We start from the raw sequence: 17000 nt of genomic DNA on the forward strand, positions 1-17000 counted from the left end.
AGCCTAAAAAGTTATTACAAGCCACCCATTAACATGTATTTAATTTCTAGAAAGTCTTCAATACCATAATGCGACCCTTCGCGGCCGATGCCTGATTGTTTTATGCCGCCAAAAGGAGCCACTTCTGTGGAAATGATGCCTTCATTAATACCTACGATGCCATACTCTAAAGCTTCACCTACGCGCCATACACGGCCAATATCACGGGTGTAAAAGTAGGCGGCTAAGCCAAATTCAGTGTCATTAGCCAAGGCTATAGCATGTTCTTCATCTTTAAACTTAAAAATGGGGGCTAAGGGGCCAAAGGTTTCCTCAGTAGCCACTTTCATGTGTGTGGTGGCATTGCCAATAATGGTGGGGGTAAAGAAAGTACCCCCTAAGGCATGACTATCTCCACCACATATCAGCTCACCACCTTTGCTCAAAGCATCTTTAATATGTGCGTTTACTTTATCAATAGCGCCCTGGTTAATCATAGGGCCCTGAGTGACGCCCTCATCCATCCCATTACCTACTTTAAGTTCGGCTACTTTTTCTGCAAGCTTAGCAATAAATGCGTCGTACACACCTTCTTGTACAATAAAGCGGTTAACACAAACACAGGTTTGCCCTGCATTGCGATATTTGCCAGCGATAGCGCCAGTTACAGCAGCATCAAGGTCGGCATCGTTAAACACGATAAACGGTGCATTCCCCCCTAGCTCAAGGGATACTTTCTTCAACGTGGGAGCACATTGTTGCATCAACAATTTGCCCACAGCCGTAGAACCAGTAAAAGTGAGTTTACGAACAGTGGGGTTACTGGTGAGTTCGGCGCCAATTGGGCGAGGTTGGCCAGTAATGACATTAAATACGCCAGCTGGAATGCCGGCTTCTTCTGCTAGCACGGCTAACGCTAAAGCAGAAAAAGGGGTCTCAGATGCTGGGCGCACCACAAATCCACAACCTGCCGCTAATGCTGGGCCACACTTACGAGTAATCATAGCGGTGGGAAAATTCCAAGGTGTAATAGCCGCAACAACACCTATGGGCTCTTTAGTGACAATAATACGAGCATCTGCCTTATGGGTAGGGATAACGTCACCATAAGTACGTTTACCCTCTTCGGCAAACCATTCTATAAAACTGGCAGCGTACGCAATTTCGCCTTTCGCTTCATTTAATGGCTTACCTTGCTCTAAGGTCATGATTTTACCAAGGTCATTTTGGTTAGCCATAATGAGGTCAAACCAACGGCGCAAAATAACCGCACGTTGCTTGGCAGTTTGCTTACGCCAGCTAATCATAGCAACACGAGCAGCCTCAATGGCTCGAGCAGTTTCTGCAGCATTCATATCTGGAATGCTACCTACCACGTCGCCATTAGCAGGGTTAGTCACCTCAATTGTTGCGTTGGAATCGGCATCTAACCAAGTACCATTAATATAAGCTTGCTGACGAAATAGCGCAGGATTGGTTAGTTGCATGATGTGGTTCCTATAATTAGTAATAGCAATGTAGTTATGTGGTTAGCTCTGTGGCATTGTGCCTAACGAGCTGTATGTTATATTAAAATGTACCCTATATTAAACGTTTTGATAGTTTGTTTAGGTTTATATACGGGCTAAATTTTTAGGGCTATGGGTCAACGCATGATAAAAGGGTCAGACATAGGCTCGTTAGAGGTATTAATCCAAACAGTTTTTAGTTGGGTATAATCTTTTACCGCATCGATGCCACTTTCACGGCCATATCCGCTTGCTTTAAAACCACCGATCGCCCCCATTGGTGAAACTGCTCGGTAAGTATTAACCCAAATGATGCCAGCTTGTACGGCTTTACTCATGCGATGAACTCGGCCATTATCTCGGGTCCAAATGCCAGCTGCTAAACCAAATTCACTGTCATTGGCTAAGGCTAAGGCTTCTGATTCATCCTGAAAACGAATGATGCTGGCTACTGGACCAAAAACTTCCTCTTGCATGATGCTACATTGATTGCTCTCTACTGCCAAGATAGTGGGGTGGTAATACCAGCCATCGCTAGTTATACAGGCGCGCTCACCTCCATGAACGAGTTCCGCACCCTCTGCTAAAGCTGAGGCAACCATTCGTTCAACTAAAGCTAATTGTGATTGAGTGGCCATAGGCCCCATTTCAGAATTTGGGTCCATTGGGTCGCCAATAATAATACTAGCAACCCGGGTTTTAAGGGCTGCTAAAAATTCATCATATACTCCATCCTGAACTAACAAACGGCTGCCAGCTACGCAACTTTGGCCGCTAGCGGCGAAGATGCCAGCAATAACACCATTCACTGCACTGCCAATGTCAGCGTCTTCAAAGATGATGTTGGGTGATTTCCCACCAAGTTCTAAGCTTAGTTGAGCTAGGTTTTCTGCGCTATTTTTAACCACAGCTCTGGCACCCTGGGCACCACCAGTAAAAGCAATGCGCCTTACAAGGGGGTGCTTAGTTAACGCTGCACCAGTATCAGCACCAAAACCAGTCACTACATTTACGACACCCTCTGGGAAACCGGCTTGCTTAACCAAATGCATTAACTCAACAATGGTGGCTGAAGCATGTTCAGAAGGCTTAAGTACCACAGTGTTACCTGCGGCCAGTGCTGGTGCAAGCTTAACCGCGGTTAAGTACATAGGCGAGTTCCATGGGATAATAGCGGCAACTACACCCAATGGTTCGTGGCGGGTATAGGCAAACATATCGGCTTTGTCTAACGGTAAAGTCTGGCCTTCAAGTTTGTCTGCTTGGCCTGCGTAGTAGTAAAAAAATTCTGGCATGTAGCCAATTTGGCCCATGGTTTCACGGATGAGTTTACCGTTATCATTGGTTTCCAATTGTGCCAATTGTTCCTTGTTGGCAGCAATTAAATCTCCCAGTTTGCGCAATAGCTTACCTCTAGCAGTAGCGTGTAAGTTACGCCAGGCAGGGTTTTCAAAAGCATTATGTGCCGCCTGAACAGCGGCATTTACATCTGCATCTTGCGCGTGTGGAAAACTAGCCCATGGTTTTGCATTAGCAGGGTTTAAGCTGTCAAAACGGTCACCACTTAGGGCATCAACCCATTGACCATTGATAAACATCTGATAGTGGCGAAGGGCCATAGGGTTCTCCTTAATTTACTTTGGTGCGTTACTACTAGTTAGCTAGTACTAATAAATTGTTGCAATAGTTTGTTGACTTCTTGGGCTTTCTCTACCGGCATCATGTGCCTCGCATTGGGTAAAATAAACACTTTGGCTAAGCTTATCTGACGTGCTAAAGCGTGGCTCATTGCTGGGGTGGAACCAGGGTCTAGTTCGCCAGTAGTGACTAATGTAGGGCAAGTGATTTTGTTTAAATGACCTTGCATGGCATTATCACCTTCACCAAATAAACGATAACAAAGGCTATAGCTTGTTTTGTGGTTAGCTAACACGCAGGCCCTCAGTTGCGCGATGTAGGATGAATTTTTTTTAGTATATAGTGGGCTAAACCAACGGGTTAGGGCCTGATCTATATTGGCACTGGGTCCATATTGTTCTACTTCATTCACTCTTTTTAAAATGGCTTTACGCAAACTTTCATTACGATCAAATACTGAACTCATGATGGTTAGGCTGTGCAATCGATGGATATATTGAGTGGCAAATACTCCTGCTACAAGGCCCCCTAGGGAAAAGCCGATCAAATGCACCCGCTTAAGCTTTAAGTAATCCAACAAGTTGTCTAGTTGCTTAGCAAGGGTGCTTAGGCCAATGTCTGTTTGTGCATGAGGGCTTAATCCGTGGCCAAGCATGTCATAGGTAATTATATGGTGTTCAGCTTTTAACGCATCTACTTGGCTTTGCCACAGGCTTAAGTCTAAACCTACGCCATGGATAAATACTACACTGCTTTTCCCAAGCCTTGGCTTACCAAATGCTTGGTAGTGGGTGCCTAATGGGCAAAATAAAGACATTAGGCTTGGGTTTGATGTGCAGTTTTTTCTGTTGCAATTTCTTCCATATCAATATAGCGGTTGCCAATACGCGGGTGAGCGCGTCCACCATCTGAGCCACCCAGTACTATAATAATTTCATCAGCGGCTGGAGCGTCTTCAATGTGCATTTCTAAAGTGATGTAGTGGGATCGAAAACCAGCATCATCTTTGTGCATCATGGGAATTTGAATAGAGGTTCCCGCGGGCCCGCGTTTATTGGTGAAGCTTAAAAAGCTTTTTGCGTTAACGGCATCTCGGTAGTGGTTACCAAAACGTAAGGTGTGAATAATGCCAGAGGCGTGCTCAATTTCACCATTTAGGCCAACCACAGCCGCTTTGCCGTAGGCCTCAATCGCGCCTCCATTGGGGAAGTGAGATAACATGGCAGCTACCATCTCCTTACCTAGTTCAGAGCACCCAGAAGTAATTTCTGGGCGGAGATTTTCTACAAAACCTTGGCCTGCCCATGGGTTTTTAATGACATAAGCTACGCCTACCATTTTAATAGGTGTGGAAGTGGATTTACCACCTTCAATGCGGATCTCTTCAATGCTGGTAACCACTTTACGTACTTCAAAATGCATATTTTATTCCTGACTAAATCGAGCGTTAACGCTTCATTCAAATGACGTGTTGCTGTTAATTAAAATTAGGCATAACTTTGTCTATAAACAACTTTAGAGATTTTTTCTTTTCACTATGGGGCAGGCCGTTATCGGTCCAGAAACTAAATTGAGTCACACCCAAAGATTCATAATGCTTAATTCGCTTTGTCACTTCTGAAGGGGTGCCAATGAGTAGATTTTTATGTAAGTCATCTAAACCAAAACCAGGCAGTTCATCCATTTGGGTGTCTGTTAAGGGGTTTATAAATCCGTCCACAGGAACTTGGTCATTTTTAAACCATGCATAAAAATAAGCGTACCAGTTGCGCAGGGCTTGAGCTCCTTTATGCCAATCTTCATCTTCTTCATGCACCCATGTGTGACGTAAAGCCAAAAGCTGTGGTTTGGGTTTGTCTGGGTGATTAATACAGGCTTGTTTAAAACGTTCGCAAGCCAGTTCTATGGATGCATCACCAGCGATAAGCGGTGTGATCATAACATTACAGTCACTTTCCACCGCATAATCATGAGACTCTTGCTCTCGTGCAGCCACCCACATTGGTGGAAACGGCTTCTGTGTAACACGTGGAATAGCCGTAGAAGTAGGGAAGGAATAGTGTTCACCATCATGGGCGTAGTCACCAGTCCAGAGTTTTTGCAATGCAGGAATCATTTCGCGCAATGGACCGCCTCCTTCTTTCGCGGTCATTTTGTCCGTCATACGATCGAATTCAGATTGATAGGCACCGCGAGCAATGCCGAAGTCAAGCCTGCCATTACTCATCATATCTACAAGTGACGCTTCACTAGCAAGACGAACAGGGTTCCAAAATGGGGCAACAATAGTGCCTAAGCCTAAGCGAATCGTCTTGGTAATAGGGGCCAGATAGGCCATAAAGTTAAGGGGGTTTGGGCATATAGTAAACTCCATCATGTGGTGTTCACCGATCCACACAGTTTCAAACCCTGCCTCTTCCACCATCAGTGTGAGTTCGACTAACTCGTCAAATAGTTCTTTATGGGGCTTAGTTGGGTCTGATCTTTCCATATGGACAAATAAAGAAAATTTCATAACAAAGACTCCGTAAGCTATGCGTACAATCAAAAAACTGTGCTTGTATTATGGTATACCAAGCATGCGAACCGCATCTTTCCACCAATTTACTCACATGTCAAGTTTACTCTTAGGTAGATATTTTTTGTACAATTGTCTAATCTTAGGTTACCGAGATCTATCTCATTTAAAACGTTCTGTAGGCGGCTCTTATGTTTCAATCTTTTTTCCCTAATCCTCGATGGTTTTTTATTACGCTCATCGTGTGGGCAAGTTTATGTATTGGTGTTTGGTATGGCTGGGGAGATCAGTTGGGAACCTTGTTAGGTTTTGAGCTACCAGGAGAAGACGCGGAACCAGTGCTTGGTTTGGGCCATTTTGTGAGCGCAGACTTTCTCTGGTTTTATCTTTATTACTTCACTACCCTAATGGCCTTTGGCCTAGTGTGGATGCGTATCTCGCCTCACGAATGGCAGCTGTGGTCAATTTTTGGCACGGCTCTTATCTTGTTTAGCACCTATTTTTCGGTGCAGGTGTCAGTGGCCATCAACACGTGGAGGCGACCATTTTTTGATAGCATTCAGGCCGCACTTGCAGAACCAGGCAGCGTGACAGCCACACAGTTGTACGACCTTATTATTATCTTTGGTCAAATTGCATTTTTGGCGGTTATTGTTTTTGTAATGACCCGGTTCTTTGTTAGCCACTATATCTTTCGCTGGCGTATGGCGATGAACCAATTTTATGCCTCTAGGTGGGCTCAGTTAAGGCAGGTAGAAGGTGCGGCGCAGCGAGTGCAGGAAGATACCATGCGTTTTGCCGGCATTATGGAAGGTTTGGGTGTGTCTTTAGTTGATGCCTTTATGACTTTGGTGGCCTTTTTACCAGTACTCTGGTCGCTGTCTCAATATGTTACAGAACTGCCTATTATTGGTGTTATTGCTTCACCATTATTTTATGCGGCTATTTTTTGGTCGATCTTTGGCACCATGCTCATGGCGTTTGTGGGTATTAAGCTGCCTGGGTTAGAGTTTCGCAATCAGCGTGTTGAAGCAGCCTATCGTAAAGAGTTGGTCTATGGAGAGGACCACGAAGACCGTGCGCAGCCATTAACGTTAACTGAGTTGTTTGGTAACGTGCGTAAAAATTACTTTCGGCTATATTTTCATTACATGTACTTTAACGTTGCTCGGAGTTTTTACTTACAGGCAGACAATTTATTTGCTTACATTATCCTCATTCCAACGATCGTTGCTGGCACCATTACCTTTGGTATTTTACAGCAGATATTGACGGCGTTTGGACAGGTTAGTAACTCGTTCCAGTATTTGATCAATTCTTGGCCTACTATTGTTGAATTGATTTCTGTTCATAAACGTTTACAGTCGTTTGAGCGTGTGTTGCATGAAAAGCCTCAAGTTGGTATCGATCGTCAGTACATGGAGAGCGGTGAAAGCGATTAAGCCGCAGTGATACTTTTAATGGGTGTGTGCTTTTAACAGATGCCACACCCTTTAAGTATGATGTGCTTAATAGAGTCAGCTGCTGAGGTGAAGGACTGCTCTGTTAACCTTGGTGTCTGAGTAGCAATGAGAATTTGTGGCTCAAAGTCGGCATAGTATTGGGTGCTTGCCCAGATCATAAAAATTACATGGGCTGGTTCTACGTCATCCATTTTTCCTTGGGCTACCCAACTTTCAAAAATACTCATGCGTTGTTTAAACCACAGGCGATAATCTTGCTGCAGGTATGCGCTTAGGTGGGGTGCGCCACTTATCATTTCCTTGGCAAATAAACGTGAGGCCGTAGGGTGAGTACGGGAAAAATCCATTTTGGCGTCAATATAGCAACTCAGTACGTCTGCTGGTTCATCGTGGCTAGCAAGCTCGTTGAATATGGCGTCCCACAGGTTGAGCGTGTTTTCCAACACTGCACCATAAAGGCCCAGTTTGTTAGAAAAGTAATAATGAATGTTAGCCTTGGGCACTTGAGCAGACTCAGCGATGCGCTGCATAGTTGCACCACGAAAACCGTGGCAGGCGAATTCTGCTTCGGCAGCTTGCAAAATTAATTCTCGGCTTTGTTCCCTTATACGGCCAGGTTTATATGGTCCTCTCAAAATGCTTTCGGTCATAAGATGTGCCATGAGTGACTAGATTAGTTGCTATAATGCTAATGTATATCACCCATGATCCAGGGTCAAATGAAAAGTTGACTAAGTGGACAGGTATTGAGAAGATGACCCCCTAGTACAGTATATTACAGCTTAGAGTAGCGCGAATGCACCTATTATTAAACAAAATGGCTATTGAGATAGTAGATCCAGCGGCAGACATCACCCTATTGCAATGGTTAAGAGAGTCTCAGCACTTAACAGCGACTAAAGAAGGCTGTGCCGTAGGAGACTGTGGCGCTTGCACAGTTATTGTGGGAGAGCTAGAGCATGGAGAGGCGGTGTACCGTAGTGTGAACGCTTGTATTGCACTCTTGGCCAGCCTCCATGGCTGCCACGTGATCACCCTTGATGTTTTGCAGGACTCTAACCTACATCCTGTGCAACGCGCCATGGTGGAATGCCACTCTAGCCAGTGTGGTTTTTGTAGCCCAGGGTTCGTAATGTCACTAGTGGTTTGGTGGCTCAATACACCAGCCAATCAATTAACTACGCCTGAAGCTTTTGCGCAACATCGTCATGGTGTTGAGCTCGCATTATCAGGCAATTTATGCCGCTGTACTGGTTATTTGCCTATTCTTCTAGCTGCTGACCGATTAGCACCGATGGATCGAACAATGGATCCTCTGTTTAATCAAATGGGTGGCTATGACCACTGCCTTGCTCACTTGAAAAGTATTGCGTCCCAATCTCATGCCCGCGACACGCGTACACAAGCCTATATGGCGCCGTCTAGCCTTGAAGAATTAGCCCTAGCCTATGAGGCCTTTCCAAAAACACGATTGGTAGCAGGGTCTACGGACTTGGCGCTAGGCATTACCCATGGCCTTCAGTCTATTGAGCGTTTAATAGATGTAACTGGCGTTAAAGAGCTCCAGTCAATTGAACAGCGCGACCACCATATTTATATTGGTGCAGGGGTGAGGCTAAGTGAGGTAGAAACATTCTGTCAGGCACTATTGCCAGCCATGAGTGATTTATTGGGACGCTTTGCTTCCCGTCAAGTTCGTAACCGTGCCACTTTAGTCGGTAATATTGCTAACAGTTCTCCTATTGCTGACATACCACCGTTATTACTAGTAATGGGTGCGAAATTAATCCTTCAGTGTGGTTTAAACCAACGCACTATTTCGTTGAGCGAGTTTAACTTAGGTTATAAGAAAACCGCTTTAAAGATTGGTGAATTTATTCACAGTGTCGTATTGCCTTTGCCTCTTAGTCGTCAACAGGTATCGGTGGAGAAAGTGAGTAAACGCGCCGAAGATGATATTTCTGCCACGTGTGTTGCCATGAGTATCACCTTGACGCATGGTGCTATTGCGCAGATTAATATTGCCTGTGGTGGTATGGCCGCCATCCCAAAAATGGCTAATGAGACTCAAAGCCAATTGTTAGGTCAACCTTTAACACAGGAACTTGTTGCTCAAGTTCCCTTATGGCTTGCCCGAGACTATCAACCCATTGACGATATGAGAGCCAGTGCTGCCTACCGTCAGCAAGTGACTGCTAACCTCATTCAGGGCTTCTTAAAGGAGGCTATGAGATGAGAAAACTACCAGATATTAAGCATCAAAACGCAACTAATATAACTCATCCCAATACCAGTGTGATGGGTAAGCCCACTCCCCATGAAAGCGCCCGACTGCACCTCACAGGCAAAGCACTGTATATCGATGACATCGCAGCACCAGAAGGGTGTTTACACGCTTATGTAGGCATGGCCAATGTAGCATGTGGCCTGCTTAAACGTCAGGATTTAATGGCTGTTACCGCAGCAGATGGCGTGGTTGACGTTATTACTGCAAAAGACATACCAGGCCATGTAGACATTGGCCCAGTTTTTAAGGGAGACCCTTTATTAGTAGAAGAACAGATCAACTACTTTGGCCAGCCTCTATTTGCCGTTGCTGCAACTAGCCGCGATGCTGCCCGCAGAGCTGCCCTCTTAGGCCAAGCGGATATAGAACAGACGCCGCCTTTATTAACCTTGGAGCAAGCCCAAGCAGCTGAAAAGCAAGTTCGCCCGAGTCATAGCTTAGTGAAGGGTGATAGTGCTCTAGCGTTAAGCGAATCAATTAATACTTTGAGTATAGAGCAACACGTCGGTGGCCAAGAACACTTTTACCTAGAAGGGCAGGTGGCCCTTGCTATTCCCCAAGATAATGGTGGTGTATTGGTCCACAGTTCTAGTCAGCACCCTAGCGAAGTGCAAAAGTTAGTGGCTGAAGTATTAGCCTTGCCAATGCACAAGGTTGTCGTAGATATGCGCCGAATGGGTGGTGGTTTTGGTGGTAAAGAAACTCAAGCCGCACAATGGGCTTGCCTTGCCGCCTTGTTAGCCGTGCGTAACCAAAAAGCGGTTAAACTGCGCCTTGCTCGAAGTGATGATATGGCCCTCACAGGTAAGCGTCATCCCTTTGTAAACCAAGCACAGGTAGGGTTTGATTCAGAGGGGAAAATTACTGCATTAAATGCGGATCTCCATGGTTTGTGTGGTTGTAGTGCAGACTTATCTGATGCGATTGTGGACAGAGCCATGTTCCACACTGATAATGCTTATTACTTGCCAGCAGCAACGATCACAGGCCATCGTTGGTTTCAAAATACAGCCTCAAATACCGCATACCGCGGGTTTGGTGGGCCTCAAGGAATGATGCTAGCAGAACAGATGCTAGATGACATTGCTCGTCGTCTTGGTAAAGACCCCTTGGTAATAAGGCAAGCTAATTTATATGGTTCAGATCAGCGTAACATTACACCCTATCACCAGACAGTAAAGGGTGTGGATCTAACTCGAATTATTGATGAATTAGTCCATTCCAGTGACTATTGGGCTCGTAGGGAAGCCATAAAAAAAGACAATCAAGCGTCCATAAAAAATGGTGGCCGTTACATCAAAGGCCTCGCCTTAACGCCTGTGAAATTTGGTATATCCTTTACTGCGATGTTCCTTAACCAAGCCGGTGCCCTAGTACATATCTATACCGATGGCACTGTGCAAGTAAGCCATGGTGGAACAGAAATGGGCCAAGGTTTATATACTAAGATTGCACAGATTGTTGCATCTGAGTTAGGGCTACCCTTAGAGCATATAGAAGTGACTTCAACCCGCACTGATAAGGTGCCCAACACTTCGCCTACTGCAGCTTCAAGTGGCACAGACCTTAACGGCCAGGCTGCCCGTAATGCGGCACTTGCCATTAAGCAACGATTAATTGATCATATTGTAGACACCCATCAGGTTGATGCTGAAAATGTGGTATTTGAAGACGGTCATGTTTCATGGCCCAACCATAGCATCTCCTTTGCGCAGTTAACGCAAGAGGCCTATATGGCGCGGATCTCCATGTCTGCCACGGGCTATTACCGCACTCCAAAAATTCATTACGACCGCGAACAGGCCAAAGGTAACCCGTTCTTCTACTACTCCTGCGGTGCTTCGGTGAGCGAGGTAAAAGTGGATACCTTTACGGGTACTTATACGATACCTAGGGTTGATATTCTGCATGATGTTGGTGAAAGCATTAACCCGGCCATCGATCTAGGTCAAGTAGAGGGTGGTTTTATTCAGGGCATGGGTTGGCTGACAACCGAAGAGTTGGTATGGGGGCAAGATGGTCGTCTACAAACCAACGGTGGTGCAAGTTACAAAATACCTGCCGTTGGTGATACGCCTAAACAGTTTAATGTGGCCTTGTTGCAAGACAGTAAAAACCATGAGGCCACAATTTTTCACTCTAAAGCTGTGGGAGAACCCCCCTTTATGCATGGTATTTCTGTGTGGTCTGCATTGCGCGATGCAGTATGGGCTGCTGGTGGGGAACAGGTGAATCCCCAGTTGGATGCGCCAGCCACGCCAGAGCGAGTATTATGGGCACTTAAAGCAGCTAATTCGATTAAACCTAATATAGTGGTAGAAGCATCATGAAAACATGGCTTGCTGCACAGTGGCAGTGTGAACAACAAAACCAAGCCTATGTAATGGTGAGTATTGTTGCTTTGCAGGGTTCATCGCCTCGAGGGGTAGGGAGTAAAATTATAGTCACTGAAAATAACCAGTTCGATTCTATCGGTGGGGGGCACCTAGAATATAAAGCGATTGCTCAAGCCCGCCAGATGCTGTCCCATGGGGGCAAGACACAAATGATTGATTACCCTCTTGGTGCAAGCTTAGGCCAATGTTGTGGTGGCAAGGTAAGCCTTATGTTCGAAATATTTAGCACCATTAAACTGCCTGTGGTTGTTTTTGGAGCGGGTCATGTTGGTCGGGCATTGGTGCCATTGCTGGCGCAATTGCCTGTTCAAGTAACGTGGGTTGATGGCCGTTACGATATGTTGCCTAAACAACTGCCCTCGGGTGTGGTGGGTGTGCATGAAGAACACCCACAGGATCATCTAGTGGATTGCTTGGCAGGAAGTTGCTACCTCATTATGACCCATCACCATGGGTTAGATTTAGCCCTTACTCAAGCAGTGCTTAACCGCGCAGATGCAAGTTATTTGGGTGTCATCGGTTCAGCCACCAAGGGACGTAAGTTTCGCCAAAGGTTAGCCGTTAAAGGCTACTCTAAAGAGGATATTGATCACTTGAACTGCCCTATGGGTAAAGAAGGTATTAGGGGTAAACAACCCATGGAAGTGGCCATTGCTATTGCAGCTAAGGTGATGGATTTATATCAAAATTCTAAACTGACGAGTGATAAAACGGCAACTATAGGTGGCTCTGCTAACCTCACTAAAGAGAGTTTAGAGTATGTCTGAGCGTTTAATGCGTGGCCCATTGTTACATTGCTTAGGGGAACCAGATAAGGATGCCAACGCCGTTGATTATCAGTTGGATGCCTTACTTTGGATTAAACATGGCCTAGTGCACAAAATGGGAGACTATGACTCTATGGTTAAAGAGTTAACCCCTAAACAAGTGTCTAGGGTAGAAGATTGCAGTCAATACCTCATGGTGCCGGGGTTTGTAGACTGCCATATTCATTATCCACAAACAGAAATGATTGCTGCCTACGGTACACAATTATTGGAGTGGTTAAACACCTATACATTTCCTGTTGAGTCTAGCTTTAAAGACCCAGTAAAAGCTGCAGCAGTGTCTAAAGTGTTTATTGAACAATTACTGACCAATGGCACCACTACAGCCTTGGTATTTTGCTCAGTGCACCCAGAGTCTGTAGACGCATTGTTTACCGAAGCACAAAAACACAATATGCGCATTATTGCGGGCAAAGTGATGATGGATCGCAATGCGCCAGACAAGGTGCTAGATACTGCGCAAACAAGTTATGAACAAAGTAAGCAACTTATCCAGCGCTGGCATGGTGTTGATCGTCTTCAGTATGCTGTTACACCAAGGTTTGCACCCACATCAACGGATGAGCAGTTAGCCGCAGCAGGGCGTTTGTTGGCAGAACATGATGGCGTGTATCTGCACACCCACCTTGCAGAAAATGCTGATGAAATTGAATGGGTAAAAAGACTCTTTCCCAAGGCAAAAAACTACTTAGATGTATACGACCAAGCTAGCTTATTAGGCAAACGCAGTGTGTTTGCTCACAGCCTTCACTTATGTGATAGCGAATGTGAGCGTTTAGCGCAAACTGATTCTGCAATTGCCCATTGTCCAACTTCTAATATGTTTATTGGGTCTGGTTTATTTCCAATGCAGAAGATGCAGCAACATGGTATTAAAATAGGTATGGGCACAGACGTAGGTGGAGGCACCAGCTTTAATATGCTTCAAACCTTAGCAGATGGGTATAAGATGCAGCAACTCAATGGCCACAACCTTAGCCCAGAGCAAAGCTTTTACCTTGCCACCTTAGGTGGCGCAAGAGCCTTAGATATAGACGACAAAATAGGTAATTTTGTAGTAGGCAAAGAGGCAGATTTTTTACTGTTAGATCCTAATGCAACAGACCTGTTGAGGTTTCGCACCAGTCATTGTGAAGGTTGGCGTGATTTATTGTTTGTATTACAAACTTTGGGTGACGATCGAGTGATTGCTCAAACTAATGTGATGGGGGTTTCTAATTAACAAACTTCCAGGGCCTTATGAGTGATTCATGTCTACCCTAGTACTTATTTTCTTTGCTAATGTAACGCGTCTGCTCTAAGCCCTTTAAACCCCTATAAAAACACTCAGTTGCTTTACAAATGACGGCTAAGTCTGGACACTGGCAGTTAATATATATATTTTCAACTGCTTTTTTATATAGGAATCAATTACATGCCAGGTCTTACACGTTTACTTGCCAAACGCCCAGTATCAGGGGTTAGCCTTGGCTGCATGAGTTTGTCCCATGGTTATGGTGAAAAAAGCAGCAGTGAGTATAGCGAAAAATTCTTGAATAAAGCGTTAGACCTTGGTTATACCATGCTGGATACCGCAGCAGTGTATGGGCATGGACATAATGAATCGATGCTTGGTAAGTTTATTAGTCAGCGGCGAAACGAATTTTTTCTGGCGAGTAAGTGTGGTTTTGGCCAAAAGCCAGACAGCCAGCCAAGTATCAACGGCAGGCCTGAGTATATTCGTGCGACCTGTGAAGCCAGCCTAAAACGGTTACAAACTGAGCACATCGATCTCTATTATTTACATCGGCGTGACTTTAATGTGCCAATTGAGGATAGTATTGGCGCCTTGGCTGACTTACAGCGTGAGGGAAAAATTGGCGCCGTAGGCGTTTCAGAAATAAGTGCTGCTGATTTACACAAAGCGCACGCAGAACACCCCATAAGTGCTATCCAATCTGAATATTCCCTATGGACCCGCAATGCTGAAATCGAAGTACTCAAAGCAAGCCAAAATATTGGCGCAGCATACGTTGCCTTTAGTCCCTTAGGGAGGGGTTTTTTAACCAACAAATTACACGATACTTCGCAGATGGCAGAGCATGACTTGCGCCAAACTATGCCGCGTTTTAATGCCGATAATTACCCAGCTAACCTGTCGTTATTACCTGCGTATGTGAAATTAGCACAGCGCCAAGGCTGCACTCCTGCGCAGCTTGCCTTGGCCTGGGTATTAGCACAAGGTGCTAACATCATCGCTATTCCAGGCACTAAAGACTTGGCACACTTAGAAGAAAATATTGTGGCTAATAATCTGGAGTTAGATTCAGACATTATGTTAAAGCTTAATGATTTGATTAACCAACACACAGTGCATGGTGCACGATACAGTGATAGAGCAGAAGCTACAGTTACCACAGAACGGTTTAACCCTAAAGACTAATGCAGTTGCATACACAAGCTGCCTAAGGGTAGGTGGTAGGTTTAGGTGGCGGTCTATGAGTTGGTGAGCAACATGTTGGGTAATGGGTGTAGCTATCAAAATATTTATAGATTAGGGTAAAACGGTGTTTTATATATTAACTTTTCACACCCAGATCTTTGTTACAAAATACCCCTGTTTGGTGAGTTTATCTAAAGCTTCTTTGGCGTCATAGGGCTGGACCTTTGGGTGATATCTATCTATCGATAAACCATGAGGTTCGGCCACTACTTTTAGATCAGATGCGCAACAAAATTGTTTAAAAGCCAAAGCAGGTATAGGATTATTTATTAGGTTAGGCAGCAAACATTAGTGCTCTTAAATAACGACTTTAAAACCTTAACTGCCTATGTTTTTGTAAATAAATTTACACAGTTTAAATTAGTGTAAATATAATTACGATAATATATTGACAGAAGAAGATTGTAAGAATAATAATGAGGCAGTATGACTTCGCAAACAATTACTTGCGTGGTCCTGCCGCGCACACCAATGAACATAATGAGCGAATTTAAATACAATAAAATAGCAAGGATGTTACATGAAAGCCAGAGACGTAAAGACTAACGAAGACGCTATATTAATTATTAATGAGCGCAATCTTACCCATGTCAAAGTAGGTATTTTCGACATTGATGGTGTTATGCGTGGGAAGTATATGAGTAAAGAAAAATTCATTTCTTCTCTAAAAAGTGGGTTTGCCTTCTGTGACGTAGTTCTTGGCTGGGACTCTAAGGACCAACCCTATGATAATGTGTCTTTTACTGGGTGGCACACAGGATACCCAGACGCGCCAGTAAGAATTATTCCGGAAAGCTGTAGAGATATTCCTTTTGAAGATAACATGTTACTTTTTATGGGAGAATTCACCCAAAAAGGTGCAGAAATTTGCCCTCGTAGTCTTCTAAAAAGAGTCATTAAACGAAGTGAAGAAATGGGGTTTGATGCTTTTGCTGCCTTAGAATATGAGTTTTTCATGTTTGAAGAAACGCCTGAAAGTGTGCGTGAAAAGGGCTTTAAAAACCTGAAACCTTTAACGCCTGATTGGTTTGGTTATTCGGTACTACGCAACACGGTGCATGCAGATCTTTATAAGCAGATCTTGGATATGTCTGAGAAAATGGATTTTCCAATTGAGGGGCTACATACTGAAACTGGCCCCGGTGTGCTTGAAGCTGCAATTGCAGTGGATGGAGCGGAAAGTGCAGCAGATAAAGGTGCGTTGTTTAAGACCTTTATGAAAGTGCTAGCTCAGCGCAACGGCCTTATGGCAACTTTTATGGCAAAGTGGTCGACTGACTGCCCTGGCCAAAGTGGGCACATCCATGTATCACTGCGTCATAGAGATGGGTCAGGATCTGCTTTTTATGATCCCAATAAACAACACTGTATGAGTAAAATACAACGCCATTTCTTAGCAGGCCAGCAGCGGTTAATGCCAGAATTTTTGTGTATGATCGCACCAACTATTAATAGCTATACGCGACTTATTCCAGGATTTTGGGCGCCTACTGATGCCACCTGGGGAGTGGAAAATCGTACTACTGCATTGCGAGTTATTCCTGGTAGTGAAAAATCCCAACGAGTTGAGTACCGTTTAGGGTCGGCTGACGGTAATCCATACCTAACCCTATCAGCAGCCCTAGCATCTGGGTTATACGGGATCATGAATGAATGGGAGCCCGAGGCACAGGTCAAGGGGAATTCATATGATCAGGAACATCCAGCTTACCTTAAGCTTGCCACCACATTATGGGACGCTGCTCAGCGTCTTAAGGCATCAAAAGCAGCTCGTGAATTATTTGGTGATGCGTTTGTGGATCACTTCGCGGCGTCGCGTGAGTGGGAAGAACGAGAGTATCGAAAGCATGTTTCAGATTGGGAGATGGATCGTTACTTTGAAATAATCTAATAGCCACGATT

The 17000-nt window shown here is 44.7% G+C and carries 13 protein-coding genes; 7 read left to right on the forward strand and 6 right to left on the reverse strand.

Annotated elements, in window-relative coordinates; all coding sequences use genetic code 11:
- Positions 1-14: 14 nt before the first annotated feature.
- The 5 genes from ABXT60_RS05090 to ABXT60_RS05110 all read right to left on the reverse strand — a co-directional run bounded on the left by ABXT60_RS05090 (position 15) and on the right by ABXT60_RS05110 (position 5640).
- Complete coding sequence (locus tag ABXT60_RS05090; RefSeq protein ID WP_443631663.1) at positions 15-1466, reverse strand: NAD-dependent succinate-semialdehyde dehydrogenase; 1452 nt, start codon at positions 1464-1466, stop codon at positions 15-17.
- Positions 1467-1624: 158 nt separating this feature from the next.
- A complete protein-coding gene (locus ABXT60_RS05095; protein WP_443631664.1) occupies positions 1625-3106 on the reverse strand; it encodes an aldehyde dehydrogenase in 1482 nt (493 codons plus the stop codon).
- Between the two features lie 38 nt (positions 3107-3144).
- Entirely contained in the window at positions 3145-3942 is a 798-nt protein-coding gene (locus ABXT60_RS05100) for an alpha/beta fold hydrolase (RefSeq protein WP_443631665.1), read from the reverse strand.
- On the reverse strand, positions 3942-4547 hold the full coding sequence (locus ABXT60_RS05105; RefSeq protein WP_443631666.1) for an amino acid synthesis family protein: 606 nt from the start codon (positions 4545-4547) through the stop codon (positions 3942-3944). The genes ABXT60_RS05100 and ABXT60_RS05105 overlap by 1 nt, the downstream gene beginning before the upstream one ends.
- Positions 4548-4602: 55 nt before the next feature.
- Entirely contained in the window at positions 4603-5640 is a 1038-nt protein-coding gene (locus ABXT60_RS05110; RefSeq protein ID WP_443631667.1) for an LLM class flavin-dependent oxidoreductase, read from the reverse strand.
- A 194-nt stretch (positions 5641-5834) separates the two neighbouring features.
- On the opposite strand from ABXT60_RS05110, the gene sbmA reads away from it, so the two are divergent.
- On the forward strand, positions 5835-7085 hold the full coding sequence (gene sbmA / locus ABXT60_RS05115; protein ID WP_443631668.1) for a peptide antibiotic transporter SbmA: 1251 nt from the start codon (positions 5835-5837) through the stop codon (positions 7083-7085).
- 32 nt (positions 7086-7117) lie between these two features.
- Here the strand turns inward: sbmA and ABXT60_RS05120 are convergent, their stop codons facing one another.
- Positions 7118-7756: a TetR/AcrR family transcriptional regulator gene (locus ABXT60_RS05120; protein WP_443631669.1), complete on the reverse strand. Its 639-nt coding sequence runs from the start codon at positions 7754-7756 to the stop codon at positions 7118-7120.
- Positions 7757-7902: 146 nt separating this feature from the next.
- On the opposite strand from ABXT60_RS05120, the gene xdhA reads away from it, so the two are divergent.
- From xdhA to ABXT60_RS05150, 6 genes are all read left to right on the forward strand, one after another.
- Complete coding sequence (xdhA, locus tag ABXT60_RS05125) at positions 7903-9342, forward strand: xanthine dehydrogenase small subunit (RefSeq protein ID WP_443631670.1); 1440 nt, start codon at positions 7903-7905, stop codon at positions 9340-9342.
- Entirely contained in the window at positions 9339-11723 is a 2385-nt protein-coding gene (gene xdhB, locus ABXT60_RS05130; RefSeq protein ID WP_443631671.1) for a xanthine dehydrogenase molybdopterin binding subunit, read from the forward strand. Before xdhA ends, xdhB begins: the two co-directional genes overlap by 4 nt.
- Positions 11720-12556, forward strand: coding sequence for a xanthine dehydrogenase accessory protein XdhC (xdhC, locus tag ABXT60_RS05135; protein ID WP_443631672.1), 837 nt, complete (start codon positions 11720-11722; stop codon positions 12554-12556). The genes xdhB and xdhC overlap by 4 nt, the downstream gene beginning before the upstream one ends.
- The gene (gene guaD / locus ABXT60_RS05140; RefSeq protein ID WP_443631673.1) at positions 12549-13838 is read left to right on the forward strand and encodes a guanine deaminase; all 1290 of its coding nucleotides are present in this window, start codon (positions 12549-12551) and stop codon (positions 13836-13838) included. The genes xdhC and guaD overlap by 8 nt, the downstream gene beginning before the upstream one ends.
- A 192-nt stretch (positions 13839-14030) precedes the next feature.
- Entirely contained in the window at positions 14031-15038 is a 1008-nt protein-coding gene (locus ABXT60_RS05145) for an aldo/keto reductase (protein WP_443631674.1), read from the forward strand.
- A gap of 580 nt (positions 15039-15618) precedes the next feature.
- Positions 15619-16989: a glutamine synthetase family protein gene (locus ABXT60_RS05150; RefSeq protein WP_443631675.1), complete on the forward strand. Its 1371-nt coding sequence runs from the start codon at positions 15619-15621 to the stop codon at positions 16987-16989.
- Positions 16990-17000: the final 11 nt, after the last annotated feature.

Origin of the sequence: Candidatus Njordibacter sp. Uisw_056, from assembly GCF_047730085.1 — a bacterium.
Taxonomy (GTDB): Bacteria; Pseudomonadota; Gammaproteobacteria; order Pseudomonadales; family Balneatricaceae; genus Njordibacter.